General features: G+C 69.1%; 22 protein-coding genes. 18 read left to right on the top strand and 4 right to left on the bottom strand.

Annotated elements, in window-relative coordinates; genetic code table 11:
- The first annotated feature begins 23 nt into the window (after positions 1 to 23).
- From rpmF to E0H75_RS33705, 7 genes are all read left to right on the top strand, one after another.
- Positions 24 to 215, top strand: coding sequence for a 50S ribosomal protein L32 (rpmF, locus tag E0H75_RS33735; protein ID WP_131355175.1), 192 nt, complete (start codon positions 24 to 26; stop codon positions 213 to 215).
- A 15-nt stretch (positions 216 to 230) separates the two neighbouring features.
- Positions 231 to 962, top strand: a complete 732-nt coding sequence (gene rnc, locus E0H75_RS33730; RefSeq protein WP_131517765.1) for a ribonuclease III — start codon at positions 231 to 233, stop codon at positions 960 to 962.
- Between the two features lies 1 nt (position 963).
- Positions 964 to 1818 (top strand): bifunctional DNA-formamidopyrimidine glycosylase/DNA-(apurinic or apyrimidinic site) lyase, encoded by an 855-nt coding sequence (mutM, locus tag E0H75_RS33725; protein WP_131517764.1) that lies wholly within the window; start codon positions 964 to 966, stop codon positions 1816 to 1818.
- Between the two features lie 186 nt (positions 1819 to 2004).
- Positions 2005 to 2160, top strand: coding sequence for a hypothetical protein (locus E0H75_RS33720; protein WP_233712037.1), 156 nt, complete (start codon positions 2005 to 2007; stop codon positions 2158 to 2160).
- A gap of 290 nt (positions 2161 to 2450) precedes the next feature.
- A complete protein-coding gene (smc, locus tag E0H75_RS33715; RefSeq protein WP_131517763.1) occupies positions 2451 to 5996 on the top strand; it encodes a chromosome segregation protein SMC in 3546 nt (1181 codons plus the stop codon).
- 31 nt (positions 5997 to 6027) lie between these two features.
- Positions 6028 to 6306, top strand: a complete 279-nt coding sequence (locus tag E0H75_RS33710; protein WP_131517762.1) for a type II toxin-antitoxin system Phd/YefM family antitoxin — start codon at positions 6028 to 6030, stop codon at positions 6304 to 6306.
- On the top strand, positions 6299 to 6703 hold the full coding sequence (locus E0H75_RS33705) for a type II toxin-antitoxin system VapC family toxin (RefSeq protein WP_131517761.1): 405 nt from the start codon (positions 6299 to 6301) through the stop codon (positions 6701 to 6703). The genes E0H75_RS33710 and E0H75_RS33705 overlap by 8 nt, the downstream gene beginning before the upstream one ends.
- 10 nt (positions 6704 to 6713) lie before the next feature.
- On the opposite strand, the gene E0H75_RS33700 is transcribed toward E0H75_RS33705, so the two are convergent.
- Together E0H75_RS33700 and E0H75_RS33695 are read right to left on the bottom strand one after the other, a co-directional pair.
- Positions 6714 to 7574 (bottom strand): DUF2207 domain-containing protein, encoded by an 861-nt coding sequence (locus tag E0H75_RS33700; RefSeq protein ID WP_131517760.1) that lies wholly within the window; start codon positions 7572 to 7574, stop codon positions 6714 to 6716.
- A gap of 88 nt (positions 7575 to 7662) precedes the next feature.
- A complete protein-coding gene (locus tag E0H75_RS33695; RefSeq protein WP_131517759.1) occupies positions 7663 to 7983 on the bottom strand; it encodes a nuclear transport factor 2 family protein in 321 nt (106 codons plus the stop codon).
- Positions 7984 to 8080: 97 nt separating this feature from the next.
- Between E0H75_RS33695 and E0H75_RS33690 the strand changes: the two genes are divergently transcribed.
- From E0H75_RS33690 to E0H75_RS33670, 5 genes are all read left to right on the top strand, one after another.
- Positions 8081 to 8593: a COG4315 family predicted lipoprotein gene (locus tag E0H75_RS33690; RefSeq protein WP_131517758.1), complete on the top strand. Its 513-nt coding sequence runs from the start codon at positions 8081 to 8083 to the stop codon at positions 8591 to 8593.
- 61 nt (positions 8594 to 8654) lie between these two features.
- Complete coding sequence (locus E0H75_RS33685; protein WP_202873305.1) at positions 8655 to 9185, top strand: sigma-70 family RNA polymerase sigma factor; 531 nt, start codon at positions 8655 to 8657, stop codon at positions 9183 to 9185.
- On the top strand, positions 9182 to 9880 hold the full coding sequence (locus tag E0H75_RS33680) for an anti-sigma factor family protein (protein WP_131517757.1): 699 nt from the start codon (positions 9182 to 9184) through the stop codon (positions 9878 to 9880). Before E0H75_RS33685 ends, E0H75_RS33680 begins: the two co-directional genes overlap by 4 nt.
- 36 nt (positions 9881 to 9916) lie before the next feature.
- Positions 9917 to 11008, top strand: a complete 1092-nt coding sequence (locus E0H75_RS33675; RefSeq protein ID WP_131517756.1) for a threonine aldolase family protein — start codon at positions 9917 to 9919, stop codon at positions 11006 to 11008.
- Between the two features lie 147 nt (positions 11009 to 11155).
- Positions 11156 to 11725 carry a dihydrofolate reductase family protein gene (locus E0H75_RS33670; RefSeq protein WP_131517755.1) on the top strand — a complete coding sequence of 190 codons (570 nt, stop codon included), beginning with the start codon at positions 11156 to 11158 and terminating at the stop codon, positions 11723 to 11725.
- Here E0H75_RS33670 and E0H75_RS33665 read toward each other — a convergent pair.
- Both E0H75_RS33665 and E0H75_RS33660 read right to left on the bottom strand, forming a co-directional pair.
- Positions 11709 to 12614, bottom strand: a complete 906-nt coding sequence (locus E0H75_RS33665; protein ID WP_131517754.1) for a M56 family metallopeptidase — start codon at positions 12612 to 12614, stop codon at positions 11709 to 11711. The two genes, E0H75_RS33670 and E0H75_RS33665, sit on opposite strands and share 17 nt — an antisense overlap.
- The gene (locus tag E0H75_RS33660; RefSeq protein WP_131517753.1) at positions 12611 to 13015 is read right to left on the bottom strand and encodes a BlaI/MecI/CopY family transcriptional regulator; all 405 of its coding nucleotides are present in this window, start codon (positions 13013 to 13015) and stop codon (positions 12611 to 12613) included. Before E0H75_RS33660 ends, E0H75_RS33665 begins: the two co-directional genes overlap by 4 nt.
- 82 nt (positions 13016 to 13097) lie before the next feature.
- Between E0H75_RS33660 and E0H75_RS33655 the strand changes: the two genes are divergently transcribed.
- The 6 genes from E0H75_RS33655 to E0H75_RS33630 all read left to right on the top strand — a co-directional run bounded on the left by E0H75_RS33655 (position 13098) and on the right by E0H75_RS33630 (position 21622).
- On the top strand, positions 13098 to 14513 hold the full coding sequence (locus E0H75_RS33655) for a cytochrome ubiquinol oxidase subunit I (RefSeq protein WP_131517752.1): 1416 nt from the start codon (positions 13098 to 13100) through the stop codon (positions 14511 to 14513).
- A gap of 10 nt (positions 14514 to 14523) precedes the next feature.
- On the top strand, positions 14524 to 15534 hold the full coding sequence (cydB, locus tag E0H75_RS33650) for a cytochrome d ubiquinol oxidase subunit II (protein ID WP_131517751.1): 1011 nt from the start codon (positions 14524 to 14526) through the stop codon (positions 15532 to 15534).
- Complete coding sequence (gene cydD / locus E0H75_RS33645) at positions 15531 to 17282, top strand: thiol reductant ABC exporter subunit CydD (protein WP_131517750.1); 1752 nt, start codon at positions 15531 to 15533, stop codon at positions 17280 to 17282. The genes cydB and cydD overlap by 4 nt, the downstream gene beginning before the upstream one ends.
- 86 nt (positions 17283 to 17368) lie before the next feature.
- Positions 17369 to 18982 carry a thiol reductant ABC exporter subunit CydC gene (gene cydC / locus E0H75_RS33640; protein WP_131517749.1) on the top strand — a complete coding sequence of 538 codons (1614 nt, stop codon included), beginning with the start codon at positions 17369 to 17371 and terminating at the stop codon, positions 18980 to 18982.
- Positions 18983 to 19025: 43 nt separating this feature from the next.
- Positions 19026 to 20216, top strand: a complete 1191-nt coding sequence (gene ftsY / locus E0H75_RS33635; RefSeq protein ID WP_131517748.1) for a signal recognition particle-docking protein FtsY — start codon at positions 19026 to 19028, stop codon at positions 20214 to 20216.
- Between the two features lie 104 nt (positions 20217 to 20320).
- Entirely contained in the window at positions 20321 to 21622 is a 1302-nt protein-coding gene (locus E0H75_RS33630) for an NAD(P)/FAD-dependent oxidoreductase (RefSeq protein ID WP_131517747.1), read from the top strand.
- Positions 21623 to 21639 lie beyond the last annotated feature (17 nt).

The following is a 21639-nucleotide window of genomic DNA, read 5'->3' as shown; positions in this document are numbered from 1 at the left end:
GGCCGAACCGAGGAGTCATAACCGTGGCCGTTCCGAAGCGGAAGATGTCGCGCAGCAACACCCGCAACCGCCGGGCTCAGTGGAAGACCACTGCCCCGTCGCTGGTCACCTGCGTGAACCCCGCCTGCCGCGCGAAGCACCTGCAGCACACCGTTTGCCCCACCTGCGGCCAGTACGGCGCCAAGGGCGAGCGCCGCCAGGTCGTCGAGAGCTAAGCGACACCTCACCCAGTGAATTCGGTCAACGAGACGGGGCTCTACGCCGAGCTGAACCAGCGGCTCGGCGTATCGCTGGCTGACGAACTACTGGAGCACGCCTTCACCCACCGCTCGTTCGCGTACGAGAACGGTGGGCTGCCGACGAACGAGCGGCTGGAGTTCCTCGGGGACTCCGTGCTCGGCGTCATCGTCACGGAGTCGCTGTTCCGCAATCACCCGGACCTGTCCGAGGGCAGGCTGGCCAAGCTGCGCGCCGCGGTGGTGAACATGCGCGCGCTCGCGGGTGTCGCCCGCGAGCTCAAGCTGGGCAAGTACCTGCGGCTCGGCCGCGGCGAGGAAGCGACCGGCGGCCGGGACAAGTCGTCGATCCTGGCCGACTGTGTCGAGGCGCTGATCGGTGCCGTCTTTCTGGACCGCGGCTTCGAGACCGCCGGACAGGTCGTGCACAGGCTGTTCGACGACCTGATGGAGTCCTCGGCCCGCCTCGGCGCCGGCCTGGACTGGAAGACCTCGCTGCAGGAACTGGTCGCTCAGTTGGGCGTCGGCGTGCCGGAGTACGTGATCGCCGAGTCTGGCCCGGACCACGCCAAGACGTTCGAGGCACGGGTCCGGATCGGCTCCGACACGTACGGTCACGGCATCGGCCGGAGCAAGAAGGAAGCCGAGCAGCAGGCCGCGGAGACCGCCTGGAAGGCACTCCGGGCCGCCCACCCCGACAGCACAGACCCCTCCCAGCAGCCCTGAGGTGCCTGAGCTTCCTGAGGTAGAGGTCGTACGCCGGGGTCTGGCGGAGTTCACCACCGGCCGGACCATCGACGCCGTCGAGGTCCTGCATCCCCGCCCGGTACGGCGTCATGCCGCCGGGCCGGACGATTTCGTCGCCCGGCTGAAGGGGCAGGTGTTCACCGAGCCGGCCCGGCGCGGCAAGTACCTGTGGCTGCCGCTGGAGTCCGGGGACGCGGTGCTGACCCATCTCGGGATGAGCGGGCAGTTCCGGGTACAGCCGGTCGGCGCGCCCGACGAGGCCCATCTGCGGGTCCGGTTCCGGTTCGCCGACGACGGCGGAGAGGTCCGGTTTGTGGACCAGCGGATGTTCGGTGGTCTGTCGTATTCCGAGGGTGGTGCGGAACTGCCGCCGGAAATCGCCCACATCGCCCGCGACCCGTTCGATCCTCTGTTCGATCCGGACGTGTTCGTGGCCGCGGTCCGGCGCCGCAAGACCGGCCTCAAACGGGCCTTGCTGGACCAGACCGTCATCAGCGGAGTGGGCAATATCTACGCAGATGAAGCGTTGTGGCGGTCAAGAATGCACTACGCCCGGGCGACGGAAACGCTGAAACCCTTGCAAACAAGGGAGATCCTGCGGCACGCCCAGGAGGTGATGGCCGAGGCGCTGGACGTCGGCGGGACCAGCTTCGATGCCCTCTACGTCAATGTGAACGGGGAATCCGGGTACTTCGAGCGTGGCCTGAACGTCTACGGGCAAGAGGGTTCGCCGTGTCCGCGCGACGGGCGGCCGATCCGTCGCGAGCCGTTCATGAACCGTTCGTCGTACCGGTGCCCGAAATGTCAGCCGATCCCTCGCCATGTCCGCTGGTGAGCGAGGTATCGTTAATAAACGTGGCCCAGGTTGACCGTCGGCCCCGCCGGTGTCACCCTGAAAGACGGCACACATTTTCCGCGCTCCACGTCGTTGACCCCAGGAGCGCACCCGGCCAGAACCCTTCCGGAGGACAGCACAATGGCCAAGGCTCTTCTAGGGCACCTTGGAGGCACTGACCCGCGCATGCTCGAGCAGGTTCGTCTGCTCAACCGGCGTGTCGCCGATCTGGAGGCGCACGTGATGCGCCTGCAGGCAGAGAACGACCACCTCGTCGCACAGGTCCACGAGGGCCGGCTGCTTACCGTCGACGAGGCTCTGCGCGCCCCCGCTTCGGTCTGAGGACCCGAGCCGCGACAACGAGAGTTCCATCTCTACCGTCCGCACTACCCACGGCGGTGGCCCCCGTCCGGGCCCCCGCCGGTTGTCTGTTCATCGAATGTTGTGCTCCCAGATCCTTTGCCCGCCATTCTGATCGGCTGGCCTCCGCAGGAACGTCCGCAGGTGTTTGTAGACTGCGAAGCGGAACTACTTCCCCCGGGTAGCGGCAGCGTTACGTGCAGTTATGACGGTTCCTTGGGTATCGTCTGTCCTTTCACGGGTTGGAGAGCATCGCTTTGTACCTGAAGAGCATGACGCTCCGAGGCTTCAAGTCGTTCGCGTCGGCCACGACGATGAACTTCGAACCGGGGATCACCTGCATCGTCGGTCCGAACGGCTCCGGCAAGTCCAATGTGGTCGACGCCCTCGCCTGGGTGATGGGCGAGCAGGGCGCCAAGTCGCTGCGTGGCGGCAAGATGGAAGACGTCATCTTCGCCGGCACCTCCGGGCGCGCCCCGCTGGGCCGCGCCGAAGTGGTGCTCACCATCGACAACACCGACGGCGCACTGCCGATCGAGTACGCCGAGGTGACGATCTCCCGGACGATGTTCCGCAACGGCGGGTCGGACTACCAGATCAACGGCCAGAACTGCCGGCTGCTCGACGTCCAGGAACTGCTCAGCGACTCCGGCATCGGCCGCGAGATGCACGTCATCGTCGGCCAGGGCCAGCTCGACTCGATCCTGCGCGCCACCCCGGAGGGCCGGCGCGGGTTCGTCGAGGAGGCGGCCGGTGTCCTGAAGCACCGCAAACGCAAGGAAAAGGCGATCCGGAAGCTGGAGGCCACCGAGGGCAACCTGCACCGCCTCGGGGACCTGATCACCGAGATCCGCCGCCAGCTCAAGCCGCTCGGGCGCCAGGCGGAGGTGGCGCGCCGGGCGGTGACGATCCAGGCGGAGGTCCGCGACGGCCGCGCCCGGCTGCTCGCCGACGACATCGTCCAGGCCCAGTCCGCGCTCGAGGCCGAGCTGCGCGACGAGGCCGCGCTGACCCAGCGCCGGACCGAGACCGAGGCCAAGCTGCGCGAGGCCCGTGAGCTGGAGGCCGAGCTCGAGGACGCGCTGCGCGAGGACGCGCCGGCCCTGCAGGCGGCCCAGGACACCTGGTACCAGCTGTCCGGCTTCGGTGAGAAGATCAAGGGCACGGCACGGATCGCGGCGGACCGGATCCGATCGCTGAACGACGAGGCCGAGGAGCCGCGGGCCGGGCGGGACCCCGACGAGCTGGAGCTGGAGGCCGCGCGGGTTCGCGAGACCGAGGCGCAGATCGAGGCCGAGGTCGAAGCCCACTCGGAGCTGCTCGCCGAGGCGGTCGAACGCCGCCAGCAGCTCGAGTCGCAGGAAGCTGAGGAGGAGCGCCGGATCTCGGCGCTGATCCGGGCCGCCGCCGACCGCCGCGAGGGCCTGGCCCGGCTGACCGGTCAGGTGAACGCGCTGAAGAGCCGCGCCTCCGCCGCCGAGTCCGAGATCGGCCGTCTCGCCAGCAACATGCGGGAGGCCGAGGCACGCGCTGCCAAGGCGCAGCACGACTTCACCGCGCTGGAGACTCAGGTTGCCGGACTGGACGCCGGTGAGAAGGGGCTCGACGACCAGTACGAGGCGGCGCAGGCCGTCCTCGACGAGATGGACGAGCGCCTGGCGAAGGTCCGGGCCGAGGAGCGCGACGCCGAGCGCGAGCGCACCGGCTTGTCGGCTCGCAAGGAAGCGCTGGAGCTCGGCCTGAACCGCAAGGATGGTGCCGGCGCTCTGCTGGCTGCCTCCGAGCAGGTGAACGGCCTGATGGGCTCCGTGGCTGCTCTGCTGAGCGTGCGGAGCGGGTATGAGACTGCGATCGCAGCGGCCCTCGGTGAGGCTGCCGACGCCGTAGCGGTCACCCACACCGACGCTGCCCTGCACGCCGTCGGCCACCTCAAGCAGCACGATCTGGGCCGGGCCGGCCTGCTGCTGGGCGACGCGCCGTCGGATGACTACGCCACGTGGCCGTCGCTGCCGTACGGAGCGTCGTACGCCGTGGATGTCGTGGATTGCCCGGAGACCCTGCGGCCCGCGTTGCGGCGGTTGCTGCGCAAGGTCGCCGTGGTGGACGACGTGGCGGCCGCCCGGATGCTGGTGCGGAACCTGCCCGACGTCACGTGCACCACGCGCGGTGGCGACGTACTCGGGGCGCACTTCGCGTACGGCGGTTCGGACGCGGCGCCCAGCCTGATCGAGGTGCAGTCCGCGGTCGACGAGGCGACGGAGAAGCTGACCGAGGCCACGGCACGGAGCGAGCGGCTGCGGTTCGAGCTGGCGGCGCTGGAGGACGAGCGCTCGCGGCAGAAGGAATCTGTCGAGATCACGCTGGCCCGGCTGCACGAGTCGGACGCCGCGATGGCGGCCGTGGCCGAGCAGTTGGCGCACTTCGGGTCGCTGGCGAAGGCGTCCCGCGGCGAGGCGCAGCGGATGGCCGAGGCGATCGCTGCGGCCGAGGAGGAGCGCGACAAGAACCTGTCCGGCCTGGCCGAGCTGGAGGAGCGTCTCACCGACGCCGAGCAGTTCGACGACGACGGTGACGAGCCGGACACCGCCGAGCGCGACCGGCTCGCCGAGGCGGCCAAGGGCGGTCGCGCGGCCGAGATGGAGGCGCGGCTGGCGCTGCGTACCACCGAGGAGCGGGCCCGGGCGCTGTCCGGCCGGGCGGACTCGTTGGAGCGGGCGGCGCGGCAGGAGCGCGAGGCGCGAGCGCGGGCGATCGCTCGGGCGGCGCGCCGGGCTCGGCAGGCAGAGGCCGCACAGGCTGTGCACCTGGCTGCTGGTCACGTGCTGGCCCGGCTGGAGACCTCGTTGCAGCTGGCAGCGTCCGAGCGGGCGGCGATCCAGGCGCAGCGGGCGGACCGTGAGCAGGCGCTGGCCCAGTCCCGGTCCGCGACGCGTGGCCTGAGCTCCGACCTCGAGCAGCTGACCAACACCGTCCACCGCGACGCGCTGGCCCGGGCCGAGCAGAAGATGCGACTGGAGCAGCTGTACGAGAAGTCGCTCGGCGAGCTCGGAGTTGAGGTCGAGGCGCTCGTCGCGGAGTACGGGCCGGATCAGCTGGTGCCGCCACTGCCGAAGGACGGCGACGACAACACCCTCGAGCTCGAGGGCGAGCCGTTCGACCGGACGAAGGTCGAGAAGCGGCTCAAGCAGGCCGAGCGCGCGCTCAACCAGCTGGGGCGGATCAACCCGCTCGCGCTGGAGGAGTTCGACGCGATGGAGGAGCGGCACCGGTTCCTGTCCGAGCAGCTGGACGATTTGAAGAAGTCCCGCCGCGACCTGATGGACATCGTCAAGGAGGTCGACGAGCGGGTCGAGCAGGTCTTCACCCAGGCCTACCGCGACGTCGAGGTCGCCTTCGAGCACGTCTTCGCCCGGTTGTTCCCCGGCGGTGAGGGCCGGCTGGTGCTGACCGATCCGGACGACATGCTGGCCACCGGGATCGACGTCGAGGCGCGTCCGCCGGGCAAGAAGGTGAAGCGGCTGTCGCTGCTGTCCGGTGGTGAGCGCTCGCTGGTCGCGGTCGCCTTCCTGGTCGCCCTGTTCAAGGCCCGGCCGTCGCCGTTCTACATCCTCGACGAGGTCGAGGCGGCGCTGGACGACACGAACCTCGGCCGCCTGCTGGAGCTCTACGAAGAGCTGCGGGAGAACAGCCAGCTCCTCGTCATCACCCACCAGAAGCGCACCATGGAGGTCGCCGACGCCCTGTACGGCGTCACCATGCGCGGCGACGGCGTCTCCTCGGTCATCTCCCAACGAATCCGCGAACCCGAAGCGGTGTAGCGAGCCGTGTCTCACGGAGCTGCGCTGGGGTATGAAGATCATCACCCAGCGGGAGTTCCGCAATCACTCTGCGGCTGTGATGGATGCTGTTGAGGCCGGGGTGATCTACCACATCACTCGGAACGGCACCGAGGTCGCCGAGCTGCGCCCGCTGAACGAGCGGCGACGCCCGAGCGCGCAGGAGCTGGTGGAGCGGCACCACCGGCTGCCTCGGGTGGATGCCGCGCTGATGCGACAGGATGCGGACGAGTTCGTCGGCGCCGAGGACAGAGTCGGCGAGGACGACCCCTGGGAGCGCGGCGGTGAGTGATCCGTCGGCTTCCGGCGTTCTGGACACCCGTGCGTGCATCGATCGCGGTCTGATCGAGGCCGAAGCACTGCCGGAGTACCCCGAACTCACGGCCGTGACGCTGGCCGAACTGCATCAGGGCGTCGCGATGGCGAGGGACGCGGCGACCAGAGCCGCGCGGACCGAGGTGCTCGGAGCTGCCGTGACCGACTTCGATCCGTTGCCGTTCGACGGCGATGCCGCGGCTCGCTACGGCACGCTGGTGGCGCTGGTGATCTCGGCCGGCCGAGATCCCCGGTCTCGGCGGATGGACCTGATGATCGCGGCCATCGCCTCGAGCCGGGGTCTGCCGCTGTACACGCGCAACGCAGCGGACTTCGAGGGACTCGACGACGTGCTGACCGTCCGCGCGGTCTGAGGTTGGTGGGTTACCAGTTGTTGTCGCTGGGGGTGGCGTCGCCGAAGTCGGAGTCGCTGCCGGTGGAGGGACCGGAGTCGAAGGTGAAGTCGTCGCCGGCGTCGTAGTCGTACAGGCCGTAGGCGTACTTGGTGTCCTGAGCGGCTCGTAGCGTGGCGGCGTCAGCGAAGGCGGCGAGGCCGCGGCGGAACGGGCCGAGGCGGAACATGCTTGTGGCGCTCCACCAGCTCACCGGCTCGTCATCGTCGGTGTCCAGGCCCGTCGACAGTTGCTCCCAGCGGTGGTGCAGTCCCAGGGCGAGCGCCCAAGGGAGGAACCGGATCAGGTCGGCACGCCGTACGTCGCCGGCCTCGAGGGTGGCGAAGTACCGCCGGAAGCCGAGCACCTCGGCCACCATCTCGTGACCGGCGGGCGTCAGACTGCCCCAACCCGCCAGCCGCGTACGGCGGAGCATCGCCCCGGCACGACCGGACGCCGGTGACCGGTGGAACCAACCGCGCTCGGCAACCCGCTCGTCGACCGCGGTCCGGAACTTTTGGTGCGCGCCGAGCATCCGCAGATTGTCCTTCCGCCCGCGCCGCATCATCCGGCTGTCGCCCGGCTTGAGCGATGGGAACATCCCCCGGAGCAGGACCCGATGGTGCTCGCCCGCGGTTGCCCCGGGATCGACCAGGACGACTGTCTGCGGCGAGTGTTCAGTGCTGCCCTCGTCGACCCGCACGGCTCCGACCTGCGCCAGTTCGAGCACCGTGCCACCAGTCGCTGCCGGGCCGACCTCGGCAAACACGAGCAGCGCAGCTTCGGCGACCGACAACTCCGGAGGGTTCTCGACCTTCGGCAGCCGCAGGTACCGGCGCGCTGACATTCTCATGACCGAACTGTAGATGCCGAAGGGTGCTGTCGAGGCTCGGATCACGAGCGCCTGACGCTGTCCTTGCCTCCGGCAACTATGCAAGAGGTCAGGCGGTGATGGTCATCGACGCGAGCTGGTCGCCCTGGACGTCGAAGGTGAAGTGGGACGGGCCGTTGAAGCCGTCGCCGCCGACCTGGGTGACGATCGTCAGCGGGTTACCAGGAGTGGACACCTGGGTGCCGGTGAAGGTGGCCCGCTTGCCGATCAGCTCGTTGTCGCTCCAGGACCGGATCCGGTCGTGTCCCCGGAACTGGCGGCCCCAGTCGTCGACGTAGCCGTCGGCGGCGAAGGCCGCCACGAACGCGTCGTTGTCCTGCTCGTCGATCGCGGTGAGTGCACGCTGGATCGCGGCGGGGATCTCATCCATGCCTGAAACCATGCCCGAAACGATATCTCTCCGGTTTGAACCGGTCACGGATTCCGGACGTATGGCAGGTGTTCAACGGTGACCCGAGGAGGACCTGATGAAGCGTCTGGGAATTGTGATCGGTGTGTGCGCGCTGGGCCTCGCCGGCTTGACCGCCTGCGGTGACGACGGCGACTCCGCCAGCGGTGGGACATCCAGCAGCAGCTCGAGCGCACCGGCCGCGGCCGGCGCGAAGCTCGCGACGGCCGATGTCGGCAGCTTCGGCAAGGTCATTGTCGACGGCAACGGGCGAACGGTGTACGTGTTCGACAAGGACGCGTCCGGCAAGTCGAACTGTGAGGGCGACTGCCTGGCCAAGTGGCCGGTCGTAGCCGCCGGCGACGGTACGCCGCAGCTCGACGGAATCGACGCCTCGCTGGTCAGCACGGTGACCCGGTCCGACGGCAGCAAGCAGTTGGCGGTCGGTGGGCTCCCCATCTACCTGTTCGCCAGTGACACGAAGGCGGGCGACGCCAAAGGCCAGGCGGTCGGTGGAGTCTGGTGGGTCGTCGGCGCGGACGGCAAGAAGATCACGACCCAGCCGTCCAGTAATGGCAACTCAGGTTACTGAGTTCCGGCCGCGGTTGAGCCCAGCCATTGCGGTGGCCGGTGAATCCCCTATCGTACGGACGGTGGGTGACTACCCGGGGCCGGAGGCTGCCGAGACGCTGATCCGATCGCTGTACGCCGAACACGGCCGCAGCCTGCTGGCTTATGCGACCCGGCTGACCGGCGACCGTGCGGCCGCGGAGGACGTCGTACAGGAGACTCTGGTGCGGGCGTGGAAACACGCCGGCGACCTGACCGCGGGCAAGGGATCCGTGCGCGGATGGTTGCTGACGGTGGCACGCAACATCGTCACCGACCGGGCCAGGGCCCGAGCGGCGCGACCGGCCGAGGTCGCCGACGTAGAGATCCGGCCCCCGGTCGAGGGCGACCATTCCGAGTCCGTGGTGAACACCATGATCGTGATGGACGCACTCGACCAGGTGTCGCCGGAACATCGCGAGGTGCTGGTGCAGTTGTACTACCGGGGCCGCTCGGTCGCAGAGGCCGCCAAGGAACTCGGCGTCCCGCCCGGTACCGTGAAATCGAGATCGTATTACGCCCTCCGAGCTCTGCGCGCGGTGATGGCCGGAACAGAAGCGGAGGTGGCCCGATGACTGAGCACGATCGCTCGCAGCTGGGCGCCTACGCCTTGGGCGCGCTCGAGCCCGACGAGGTCCGCGAGGTCGACGAGCACCTGGCCACCTGTGCCGAGTGCCGCACCGAGGTGGCCGAGTTGGAGGAGATGAAGTACTTCCTGGGCGAGGTGCCGCCGGAGGCGTTCCTGGACGGTCCGCCCGACGGTGGCGAACTCCTGCTGCAGCGCACGCTGCGGGAGGTGCGGCAGACCGCCGTCGAGCCGGCGCCGGTTCAGGCCCCGCCCGCCCGGAAGCGGACCCGCACGTGGTTGCTGGCAGCCGCAGCGGTGCTGGTGGTGGCCGGTGCACTCGGTGGCGGCGTGGCCATCGGACGGCAGACTTCCGAGCCGGCCGAGGTTCCTGTCGCCGGGTCCAAGCACGTCAACTCCTCGGACGTCGCGACCGGCACGACGATGGCGACGACGGTGGAGCCGCGGGCCGGGTGGAGCTGGGTCATGGTGCAGATCACCGGCCTGAAGGCCGGTGCCGAGTGCCAGATGGTCGTGACCGACAAGTCGGGCAAGACCTGGATCGCGGGCAGTTGGGTGGTGTCGGCGAAGGCCGCGCAGGAGGGCAGCAAGTTCGGCGGCGGCGTGCTGGTGCCGCTGAACCAGGTGCGGTCGGTGGAGATCAGGACGCTCCAGGGCGAGCACGTGGTCACTGCCAAGATCTGAGCCCAAACGGGTTGCGGGGCACGAGAGGATAGGGGCGTGGCTACTACCTCTGACGACCTCAGGGCCCGCCGGAAGGCCGCGGCCGAGAACTGCGAACGCTGGCTGTCACACCCACGGGTGCCTGTGCAGGACAGGTTGCGGCAGCTCACAGAGGTCGCGTGCGAGGACTCGGCCGACGTCTACGGCAACGATGGAGACGTCGCCGCGCTCGAGCAGGAGGTCGCCGACCTCCTGGGGAAGCCGGCGGCGGTCTTCATGCCGACCGGGATCATGGCCCAGCAGAGCGTCCTGCGCGTGTACGCCGACCGCGCCGGGACCGATCGGGTCGCGGTGCACGGGTTGTCCCACCTGCTCGTGCACGAGCTGAACGCACTGGAAGAGGTGCACCGGCTCCGGATCGAGCGGATGACCTCGGAGCCGCGGCAGCCCCGGCCGGACGAGCTGGCCGCGATTCCGGGGAAGCTGGCCGCGGTGACGGTGGAGCTGCCGCTGCGCGATGGTGGCTTCGTCCTGCCGACGTGGGACGAGCTGGTCGTGTTCGCCGAGTCCTGTCGCGAGCGCGGCGTACCGCTTCATCTGGATGGCGCTCGCTTGTGGGAGAGCACGCCGTACCTGGGCCACAGCCTGGCTGAGATCGCGGCGCTCGCGTCGACGGTGTACGTGTCGTTCTACAAGGTGCTAGGTGGCTTGAGCGGTGCGGCGCTGGCCGGGCCGGAGGACGTGATCGCCGAGGTACGGCGCTGGCAGCGGCGGCTGGGCGGCAACCTCTATACGCTGTTCCCGTACGCCGTGTCTGCTCGGGAGGGACTGCGGACCGTCCTGCCGCTGATGGGGGACCTGTACCAGCGGGCGGTCGAGCTCTCGATGGCCTTGCAGAGCGAGGGTTTCCGGGTGTTCCCGGAGCCGCCGCACACGAACTCGTTCCGGGTCTACGCACCGCAGGCAGCCGATACGATCGAGACCGCCGCGGTGCAGCGGATGGAGACGACGCGCGAGGCGATCTGCGGTCGCTGGCAGCCTGCCGACGTCCCCGGATGGTCGTGGATCGAGTTGGTGGTCGCTCCACATACGCTGGACTGGCAGGTCGACGAAGTCGCCAAGGCGTTCGGGGAACTTTTGCGGCACTGAGGTCGTCAGTGTGATTGTTGGGTTGGGGATACGGGGAGAGAAGTGCTGACATTCGTCGTCACCATGGTCGTTCTGCTGGTTCTGTCGGGGCTCGTGCTGCTGGCCGTGGCCCGGGGTGAGGGGAAACATTTCGGGTAGCCTCGCTGGATGAGGCGACTGATCTTTCAGGAGTACGTCACCCTCGACGGGTACGCCGCCGGACCGGACGGTGGGCTGGAGTTCTTCGACACGATCGCGGGGCAGTCGGACACCGACAATCTCGCTTTGCTCGACAACGTCGACACGATGGTGCTCGGCGCCGAGACGTACCGGTTGTTCGCCGCGTTCTGGCCGACGGCCGCGTCGGCCGGTGAGCTGATCGCGCAGAAGCTCAACGCCTTGCACCTGGTGGTCGTGTCCACGACGCTCGAGAGCGCGCCGTGGGGGGCGTACGAGCCCGGCCTGGTGGTCCGCGACCTCGACGCGGTGCGGGCGATCAAGGCCGAGCAGGACGGCAAGGACCTGATCCTGTGGGGCAGCATCACGCTGTTCCACTCGCTGCTGCACGCCGGTCTGGTCGACGAGGTGCAGTTGCGGATCTGCCCGATCCTGCTGGGCGCGGGGAAGAGTGCGTTCCCGGTCGGCGGCCAGCCGGTCGACCTCGACCTGATCGAGGCCAAGCCGTGGGCTAAGGGCGGCGTACTGCTCCGCTACCAGCCGGCTAACTCACCGCGCTGACGATCGCTTTGACGAGTGGGGCGGCGACGGTGATCGTCGGGAGGATCAGGAGGGCGGCCGCCACGGCGTAGGTGCAGGCGGCGAGCCAGGTGTTGCTCGGCTCGGGGTCGGCGAGGCGCTGGACCCGCAGTACGGTCGACGACTTGGCAGCGGCCAGTCCTGCCTCCGGCGCCGGCGCACCTGCCAGGGCGACCAGCGCACGGGCGAGTGGGCGTGGGCCGTTGCGGCGGCGGGCGTCGTCGTCGGCCAGCAGCTCGACCAGCGTGCGTGCCTGCTCGAGTGCTACGTCGCTGCGGACCCAGCGCGGGAATGCCATGTGCAGTGCGGTGAACGCCTCGAGGACAAGATCGTGCCGGGCGCGGAGGTGCGCCTGCTCGTGGGCGAGCACGGCTCGCAGCTCGTTGTCGTCGAGCCTGTCCAGAGCTCCGACCGACACGACCACGCGGGCGCCGCGGAGAGCTGGGAGGCAGTAGGCCAGCGGTGTCTCTTCGGCCAGGACGCGCAGCCCCGGGATCAGACCGTCGGGCGTCGCCAGTACGTCGACCAGGTCGCGGTGCCGCTTGCGGCGAGCCCTGGTGCCCACTGCGACTCGGCCGGCTGCCCAGAGGAGTCTCACCAGAACCAGTGCGGTCATGGCAAGGATGACGGCCGCCAGCAGGTCCCGGGCCGACGATGGGTCGAAGCGTGGCCGGCCCGGCTCGCCCGCTGTGGAGTAGGAGAGCGCGATGCCGGCGCCCAGCGCGGCCAGTACGGCGGCGAGCGAGATCGCCTGCCAGAGCGCGACGGCAGCGCGAGGGATCCGGTAGGGCCAGCTGGAACGTGCCAGCAGCGCCGGTGCCGGCCCCGTCAGCACCAGGGCGAGTGCGGCGAGCAGGACGGGAGTGATCACCCCGCCCGCTCCTCGCTCTCCGCGTGGTCCTCCAGCCGGCCAAGGGCTTCACGGAGCAGTGCGGCTTCCTCGTCGCTGACCTGTCCGACGAAGCGGACCAACGCCTCGCGGCGATCGCCGGCACGGTCGAGGGCGTCCCGCATCAGGTCGGCCGCGAGCTCCTCGCGGGGCGAGGCGGCGCGGTAGCGCCAGGCCTTGCCGTCGCGCTCTCGCTCGGTCAGCTTCTTCTTGGCCAGCCGGTCGAGCACAGTCATCACGGTCGTGTAGGCGAGCTCACGGGTGTCCGCCAGTTGCTCGTGCACCTCGCGCACGGTCAGCGCCGCCGGCGCCGCCCACAATCGCTCCATGACCAGCCGCTCCAGGTCACCCAGGGGGCGCGGGGCCTTCTCCTCACTCGCCACGTGACCAGTATAACTACACGTTGTAGTAGATCCGCGCTAGCATCTACTACGTAACGTCGTAGATGGTTGCGGAGGCCGGCGCGTGGACACCCTGGATCTGGCTCGATGGCAGTTCGCCATCACCACCGTGTACCACTTCTTCTTCGTCCCGGTGACGATCTCTCTGGTCGCGATCACCGCCGGGCTGCAGACGGCGTGGTACCGGACCGGCAAGGAGAAGTACCTGCGGCTGACCAAGTTCTACGGGAAGCTGTTCTTGATCAACATCGCGATGGGCGTGGTCACCGGCCTGGTGCAGGAGTTCCAGTTCGGGATGAACTGGAGCGACTACTCGCGCTTCGTCGGCGACGTGTTCGGCGCACCGCTGGCGCTGGAGGGGCTGCTCGCGTTCTTCCTGGAGTCGACGTTCATCGGGCTGTGGATCTTCGGGTGGGAGCGGTTGCCGCGGCTGGTCCACCTCGGGTGCATCTGGATGGTCGTGCTCGGGACGCAACTGTCGGCGTACTTCATCCTGGCGGCCAACTCGTGGATGCAGAACCCGGTCGGCTTCCGCTACAACGCCTCCCGTGGCCGCGCGGAGCTGACCGATGTCTGGGCGGTGCTGACGAACAAGGTCGTCCTGGTCACCTACCCGCACACGATCTTCGCCGCGTTCATGGTCGGCGGCGCGTTCGTCGCCGGGGTGGCGCTGTGGCACCTGATCCGGCGGCCTTCGGTGGACCACGACGTGTTCCGTACGGCGCTCAAGCTCGGGGCCGTGATCGTGATCGCGGCCGGTGCCGGGGTCGCGCTCAGCGGTGACCAGCAGGGCAAGGTGATGACCGAGGTCCAGCCGATGAAGATGGCCGCGGCCGAGGCGCTGTACGCGACGGAGAAGCCGGCGTCGTTCTCGGTCTTCACTGTCGGGACGCTGGACGGGTCGCGGGAGATCTTCTCGGTCAAGCTGCCGCATCTGCTGTCGTTCCTGGCCACCGGGAACTTCAACGGCGAGGTGAAGGGGATCAACTCGCTGCAGGCCGCGTACGAGCAGTTGTACGGGCCGGGGTCGTACAAGCCGAACATCCCGCTGACCTATTGGACCTTCCGGCTGATGATCGGGGTCGGGATGGCGTCCGTGGCGGTGGCGGCGTGGTTGCTGTGGACGACCCGGCGGGGCCGGGCGCCTGCTCGGTGGCTGATCTGGCTCGCGGCCCCGCTGCCGTTGCTGCCTCTGCTGGCGAACACCTTCGGCTGGATCTTCACCGAGACCGGACGACAACCCTGGCTGGTGTTCGGATTGTTGCCGACGGCATCGGGTGTGTCGCCGGGCACCACCAGTGGGGAAGTGATCACGTCGCTGGCCGGCTTCACCGTGCTGTACGGCGTACTCGCGGTGGTCGAGGCGAAGCTGATGTTGCGCACCATCCGCGGCGGGTTGGCCGGGACGGACGGGCCTGCGCCCGATTCGCCGGACGACGCACCGGACGACGCCGCCAAACCGTTGTCGTTCGCCTACTGAGGGGCTGGCCATGGAACTCACCACCGTTTGGTTCCTCGCCATCGCGGGGTTGTGGATCGGGTACTTCGTGCTGGAGGGATTCGACTTCGGCGTCGGCACGCTGCTGCGGGTGCTCGGGCGGAACGAGCCGGAGCGACGGGCAGTGATCACCACGATCGGGCCGGTCTGGGACGGCAACGAGGTGTGGCTGATCGTGGCCGGCGGGGCGACGTTCGCGGCCTTTCCGGAGTGGTACGCGACGTTGTTCAGTGGGTTCTACCTGCCGCTGTTCGCGATCCTGGTTTCGTTGATCCTGCGCGGGGTGGCGTTGGAGTACCGCGGGAAGCGCGACGACCTGATTTGGCGTGGCCGGATGGACAGCATGATCACGATCGGGTCGGTGCTGCCTGCGCTGCTGTGGGGTCTCACGTTCGCCAACCTGGTGCGTGGGGTGCCGCTGGACGCTTCGTTCGAATACGTCGGGAGCTTCGGTGATCTGCTGAGTCCGTTTGCTCTGCTCGGTGCCGTCGCGTTCACCGCGGTGTTCGTTACCCATGGCGCGATCTTCCTTGCCTTGCGGACGACGGATGATCTGCGCGCGCGGGCCAATCGGTTGGCCTCGCGTGCCGGATTGGTGGCGGCAGTGCTGGTGATCGCGTTCCTTGCCTGGGCGCAGGCGATCCGCGGTGACACCGGCTCATGGATCGTCGCGGCTGTTGCGGTGGTCGCGTTCGCCGGTGGCCTGGTTGCGAACCGGATCCGGCGTGAGGGCTGGGCCTTCCTCGGTACGGCGCTCGCCGTCGGGTTGGCCGTGGCGTCGTTGTTCGCGGCGATGTTCCCGGCCGTGATGCCGTCAACACTTGATCCGCAATCAACATTGACAACAGTTGATGCCGCGTCAACGCCGTACACGTTGAAGGTGTTGACGGTCATTACCGGGATCTCCCTGCCGTTGGTGATGCTGTACCAGGGGTGGACGTACTGGGTGTTCCGCAAGCGCATCACCGTCGAGCCGGTCGCGGTCTCGGAGGCCGCGTCGTGAAGCCCGTCGATCCGCGGCTGCTGCGGAGAGCCCGGGGTGCCCGGGTCTTCCTCGCCGCGTCGGTGCTGATCGGGATCGCCAGCGGATTGTTGATTGTCGTCCAGGCGGTCCTGCTGGCGCGCGGCATCGCGGGCATGGTGCCGGTCGCAGACGGAGGCACCGGCGTACTCCGGGGAGACGCGGGTGGCGGCGAGGCCGGCGGTGGCGTGCTGGGCGGTGGCCTCCTCGGCGGTGTCTTGCCGGGTGAGGGGCTGCCGGGTGAGGAGCTGCTGGGTGGTGGGCTGGCGGCCGTGGCGCTCGGGCTGGGCGCTGTCGTGGTGGGGCGGGCGTTGTTGGTGTGGATGCAGGAGGTGGTGGCGCAGCGGGCGGCGGCTGCGGTGAAGTCGACGCTGCGTCGACAGGTGCTCGAGCACTCACTGAAGCTCGGGCCGGTGTGGCTGAGTGGTGAACGCAGTAGCGCATTGACGACCCTGCTGACCAAGGGTCTCGACGACCTGGATCCATACTTCGCGCGATACCTGCCGCAGCTCGTACTTGCCGCGACTGTCCCGGCCGGCGTGATCGGCTGGATGGCGACAGGCGACCTGATCGCGGCGGGCACCGTGGTGGTCACGCTCCCGCTGATCCCGATCTTCATGGCGCTGATCGGGTGGGCGACCCAAGCCCACAGCCGGCGCCGCCAGCACGCCCTGTCCGTCCTCGCGCATCACTTCGCCGATGTCGTGTCTGGTTTGCCCACACTGAAGCTGTTCGGCCGCGCCAAGGCGCAGGAGTCCGCCGTACGTCGGGTGACCGACAAGCATCGGGTGGCGTCGATGAGCAGTCTGCGGCTGGCGTTCCTGTCGTCGTTCGCCCTCGAGTTGCTGGCGAGCATCTCGGTGGCGCTGGTCGCCGTCGGAGTCGGTCTGCGGCTGGTCGACGGCAAGCTGGGGCTCGAGACAGCGTTGATGGTGTTGATCCTGGCGCCCGAGGCGTACCTGCCGTTGCGTCAGGTCGGCATGCAGTTCCACGCCAGCGCGGACGGGGTCGCTGCGAGCGAAGAGGTGTTCCGGATCCTGGAGACGCCATTGCCGGAGCGCGGTGATCGGACCGACGTACCGGATCTGCGGGTGAGTCGGCTGCAGCTGTACGACGTGACGGTGCGGTACCCGGGTCGCGACGAGGCTGCGCTGGATGGGTTCGACCTGGACGTGCGTCCGGGGGAGGTGGTTGCGCTCACCGGGCCGAGCGGGGCCGGGAAGTCGACTGTGCTGGCTGTGCTGCTCGGGTTTGTGGAGCTGGAGCGCGGTGTGGTGGTTGCGGGTGGGAGTGCGGCGGACGAGTTCGAGCCGACGGTGTGGAGGCGGCAGTTCGGCTGGGTGCCGCAGCGGCCTGGGCTGCGGATGGGCACTGTGGCCGACAACGTGCGGCTGGGTCGGCCGGATGCCTCCGACGACGAGGTTCGGTTGGCGCTGATCGCAGCAGGCGCCAGTGAGCTAGAGCTCGACAAAGCCGTCGGGGAGCAAGGGCAGCTGCTGTCCGGCGGTCAGCAACGCCGAGTGGCACTGGCCCGAGCGCTGATCACCGACGCTCCAGTCCTCCTCCTGGACGAGCCAACAGCAGGTCTGGACCCCGACGCCGAGGCAGCAGTCATCGCCGGCCTCCGTGCCAGCGGTCGCACTGTCCTGATGGTCGCCCACAGACCAGCCCTCATAGCCGCTGCCGACCGAACAGTCACCGTAGGCACCCGAGAGCTGGTCAACGCATGAGCACCCCAAGGCAGCATCCAGCGACGCCGGTCACGGGCGGGGCCGGCCGGGTCGGCGGGGTTGGGTCGGCTCCGGGGCGGTTTCCGATGGAACTGGTTTTGCCGGGGCGGGGCGTGTGGTGGCGGTTGGGGGTGGCGCTTGCGGCTGGGTTGGCGGCGGCTGGGTGTGCTGTGGGGTTGTTGGCTACTTCGGCTTGGTTGATTACTACTGCTGCCGCTCAGCCGCCGGTGTTGATCTTGATGGTGGCGATCGTGGCGGTACGGGCGTTCGGGGTGGGACGCGGTCTGTTCCGGTACGTCGAGCGGTTGGTCGGGCATGACGCGGCGTACCGGGTGCTGGGGGAGACGCGGGCGCAGATCACTGGGCGGTTGGAGAGGCTGGCGCCGGGCGGACTGAGTTCGCAGCGGAAGGGTGACCTGCTGGCGCGACTCGTGCTGGATGTGGACGCGGTGCTGGATCTGTGGTTGCGCGTGCTGTTGCCGGTAGCGGTCGCAGCGGTGACGGCCACCGCCACGGTGGTCCTCATAGCTCTGCTGCTGCCCACCGCGGGTGTAGCCGTCGCGTTGGCGGTCCTGATCGCGTGCACCGTCGTACCGTGGCTGACCGCGAAGACCGCCGCACGGGCCGAGCGGAAGCTGGCAGGTGCACGCGGCGAGGTAGCGGCTTCGGCCACCGAGACGCTGCTCACCGCAGGCGACATCGTCGCGTTCAACGCGATCGACAACGTGCTGGACTCGTTCAGCACCAGCGACTCCCGCCTGGCCGCGGCCGAGCGCCGCTCAGCCTGGAGCGCTGGGCTGGGCGCAGCGCTTCTCGTGCTGTGTGTCGGCGGTGCGAGCCTGGCCGGCCTCGTGCTCGGCAGTACGGCGAACATCACCGGCGCAGTGTTCGCCGTACTCGTCCTGACCCCACTCGCACTCGCCGACGTTCTCGGCGGCATCCCAGCCGCCGCACAACTCGCGATCCGCGTCCGGGCATCGCTCGACCGGGTCCAAGAGCTCCTGGACACCCCAGAGCCAGTCACCGAACCCGAGACCCCGCTACCCCTGCCGCACGGACGCGACCTCGAGGTGAAGCACCTCCGAGTCGGGTACGCCGACCACGGCGACGTACTCAACGAGTTGAGCCTGGACATGCCGGCCGGCAGCCGAGTGGTGATCACCGGCCCGAGTGGCTCAGGCAAGAGCACCCTCGCAGCGGTCCTGCTGCGTTTCCTGGAGCCACGCGACGGCGAGGTACTGCTGGACGGTGTCGACCTGGCCAAGCTCGAGGGCGACCAGGTCCGGTCCGTGGTCGGCTTGCTGACCCAGGAGAGCCACGTGTTCGACACGAGCATCCGGGAGAACCTGCTGCTCGCCAAGCCCGGCGTCAGTGACCTGCAGCTCTGGAAGGCGCTCTACCGCGCTCGCCTCGGGATCTTCGTCGAGACGCTGCCGGACGGGCTCGACACGATGGTCGGCGAGCACGGTGCCCGGCTGTCGGGCGGTGAGCGGCAGCGGCTCGCGTTCGCCCGGCTGCTGCTGGCCGACCGCGACATACTCGTGCTGGACGAGCCGACCGAGCACCTGGACGAGGAGACCGGACGGGCGTTGCTGGAGGACCTGTTCGCCGCGGCCGGGCACCGGACCGTGGTGTTGCTCACCCATCGCCCCGAGCTGGTGCCGCCTCACGTACCGCGACAGCTGGTGCGCCTGACGTGATGGATGCGAAGGGCGGGCCGGGTGTCTGTCAAGATGGGGAACCGTGTTGACTCCACAGCTTGTCACTCTGCTCTCGGACCAGGCCCTGATCGCGATCATCGTCGTGATCGCGGCTGTCCTGGTCGCCGGTACCGCCGGACTCGTCGTGTCCCGGCGGCGGAGGTCCCAGCTCCCGCAGGCCACTCAGCCGGCGCGGCTCGACACCGCTGAGCCCACGGTCGGTGAGGACGCCGAAGAGCCGCGGGACACGCCGACCCGGACGCTGGAGGACACCGAGCTACCGGCGGAGTCCCCGGCCGCGACGATCGAGAAGCCGGAGTCCGCGCAGGGACGGCTGGTCCGGCTGCGCGCGCGGCTGGCGCGGTCGCAGGGGTCGCTGGGCAAGGGCCTGCTCGCACTGCTGTCGCGGGACAAGCTGGACGAGGAGGCGTGGGAGGACATCGAGACCACGCTGATCACGGCGGACGTCGGTGTGGCGCCCACACAGGAGCTGGTCGAGAAGCTGCGGACCCGGATGCGGGTGGAAGGCGTCGGCGGCGCACAGGCCCGCGACATCCTCCGCGAGGAGCTGATCGCGCTGGTCGACCCGTCGCTGGACCGGACGCTGAAGGTGAGCCGCAAGGAGATGCAGCCGGCGGTCGTGATGGTCGTGGGCGTGAACGGAACCGGCAAGACCACCACGGTCGGCAAGCTCGCGCGGGTTCTGGTCGCGGAGGACAAGCACGTCGTACTCGGTGCGGCCGACACGTTCCGGGCCGCGGCAGCGGACCAGCTGCAGACCTGGGGTGACCGGGTCGGGGTCCGGACCGTGCGCGGCCCCGAGGGCGGCGACCCGGCCAGCGTCGCGTTCGACTCGGTCAAGCAGGGCATCGAGGAGGAGGCCGACGCGGTCCTGGTCGACACGGCCGGACGGCTGCACACCAAGACCGGCCTGATGGACGAGTTGGGCAAGGTGAAGCGGGTGATCGAGAAGACCGCCGAGGTGGACGAGGTGCTGCTCGTCATCGACGCCACCACCGGCCAGAACGGCCTCACCCAGGCCCGCGTCTTCGCCGAGGTCATCGACGTCACCGGACTGGTCCTGACCAAGCTCGACGGTACGGCGAAGGGCGGCATCGTGATCGCCGTCCAGCGAGAGCTCGGCGTACCGGTCAAACTGGTCGGCCTGGGCGAGGGCGCCGACGACATGGCGCCGTTCGACGCCGAGCAGTTCGTCGACGCCCTGCTGGACTGACACGCCGCTGGACTGACACGCCGCTGGACCGACACGACGCTGGACTGACGCCCGCTTTGGACTGAGGCTGTTTGCCGGCCGGGTTGATCTGGTACTCAGGTGGCATGACGCTGCCAAGAGTCGTGATCATCGGTGCCGGATTCGCCGGATTCCACGCGGCCAAGACGCTGTGCCGGCTGGCCAAGGGCCGGGCCGAGGTCGTGGTGATCAACCCGACGGACTATTTCCTGTATGTTCCACTGCTTCCGGAGGTCGCGACCGGCATCCTGGAGCCCCGGCACATCACGGTGTCGATCGCGGACGCGCTGCCGGACGTCCGCCTGGTGCTCGGAGAAGTCGAGGGACTCGACCTGGACCGGCGCACGGTGCAGTACGCCGATCCGCTCGACCGGCGCGACGAGATCGAGTACGACCGGCTGATCATCGCCGCGGGCAGTGTGAACAAGCTGCTGCCCATCCCCGGCGTGACGGAGTACGCGCACGGCTTCCGTGGCATCCCCGAAGCGGTCTTCCTGCGGGACCACCTGACCCAGCAGATCGAGCTCGCCGACGCCACCGACGATGTGGCCGCGCGGGACGCACTCTGCACGTTCGTCGTCGTCGGAGCGGGCTACACGGGCACGGAGGTGGCCGCGCACGGCGTCCTGTACACCGAGCTGCTCAAGAAGCGCAGACCGCGCCTGCGCGACCAGCGGATGCGCTGGATGCTGCTGGACATCGCCGGCCGCGTCCTGCCCGAGCTGGACGAGCGCCTGTCACGTACGGCCGACAGAGTCCTGCGCGAGCGTGGTGTCGAGGTCCTGATGGGTACGTCGGTCGAAGAGGCCATGCACGACGGTGTCCGACTCACCGACCAGTCCGAGGTGCCGACGCACTCGCTGATCTGGTGTGTCGGCGTCCGCCCGGACCCTGTGGTCGAGGCGCTCGGTCTGAAGACGGAGAAGGGGCGTCTGCTGGTCGACGAGTACCTGAACGTGCCCGACCGCCCAGAGGTGTTCGCCTGCGGCGACGCGGCCGCCGTACCTGACCTGACGCGGCCTGGCGAGGTCACACCGATGACCGCGCAACATGCCGAGCGGCAGGGGCGGCGGGCTGCCAAGAACGTGGCTGCCAGCTTCGGGACCGGTGAGCGGAAGCCGTACGTCCACAAGGACCTCGGCTTCGTGGTGGATCTGGGCGGCAAGCAGGCGGCGGCCAACCCGCTGCAGGTCCCGCTGGCCGGTCTCCCCGCCAAGGCGGTGACTCGTGGCTACCATCTGATCTCCATGCCGGGCAACCGCGTCCGTACGGCGACCGAGTGGCTGTTCGATGCGACACTGCACCGGCAGACCACGCAGCTCGGTGTCATCCCCGCGGCCGACGTACCGCTGGAGACCGCGAGTCCGGAGCGGGTCCGCCCCCACTGAGGTGGGCCGAAGGAGGA

This window comes from Kribbella capetownensis, from assembly GCF_004331485.1.
GTDB classification, from domain to species: Bacteria; Actinomycetota; Actinomycetes; order Propionibacteriales; family Kribbellaceae; genus Kribbella; species Kribbella capetownensis.
The sequence above is the reverse complement of the archived record's forward strand: the minus strand, read 5'-3'. Positions and strand labels throughout refer to the sequence as shown.

Bases quoted from the DNA above. Each gene is read 5' to 3' on its own strand.
- E0H75_RS33720 (WP_233712037.1), top strand. From the start codon at position 2,005: ATGCTCGAGCAGGTTCGTCTGCTCAACCGGCGTGTCGCCGATCTGGAG.
- smc (WP_131517763.1), top strand. From the start codon at position 2,451: ATGACGCTCCGAGGCTTCAAGTCGTTCGCGTCGGCCACGACGATGAAC.
- E0H75_RS33710 (WP_131517762.1), top strand. From the start codon at position 6,028: ATGAAGATCATCACCCAGCGGGAGTTCCGCAATCACTCTGCGGCTGTG.
- E0H75_RS33700 (WP_131517760.1), bottom strand. From the start codon at position 7,574: ATGAGAATGTCAGCGCGCCGGTACCTGCGGCTGCCGAAGGTCGAGAAC.
- E0H75_RS33695 (WP_131517759.1), bottom strand. From the start codon at position 7,983: ATGGATGAGATCCCCGCCGCGATCCAGCGTGCACTCACCGCGATCGAC.
- E0H75_RS33690 (WP_131517758.1), top strand. From the start codon at position 8,081: ATGAAGCGTCTGGGAATTGTGATCGGTGTGTGCGCGCTGGGCCTCGCC.
- E0H75_RS33680 (WP_131517757.1), top strand. From the start codon at position 9,182: ATGACTGAGCACGATCGCTCGCAGCTGGGCGCCTACGCCTTGGGCGCG.
- E0H75_RS33670 (WP_131517755.1), top strand. From the start codon at position 11,156: ATGAGGCGACTGATCTTTCAGGAGTACGTCACCCTCGACGGGTACGCC.
- cydB (WP_131517751.1), top strand. From the start codon at position 14,524: ATGGAACTCACCACCGTTTGGTTCCTCGCCATCGCGGGGTTGTGGATC.
- cydC (WP_131517749.1), top strand. From the start codon at position 17,369: ATGGAACTGGTTTTGCCGGGGCGGGGCGTGTGGTGGCGGTTGGGGGTG.
- E0H75_RS33630 (WP_131517747.1), top strand. From the start codon at position 20,321: ATGACGCTGCCAAGAGTCGTGATCATCGGTGCCGGATTCGCCGGATTC.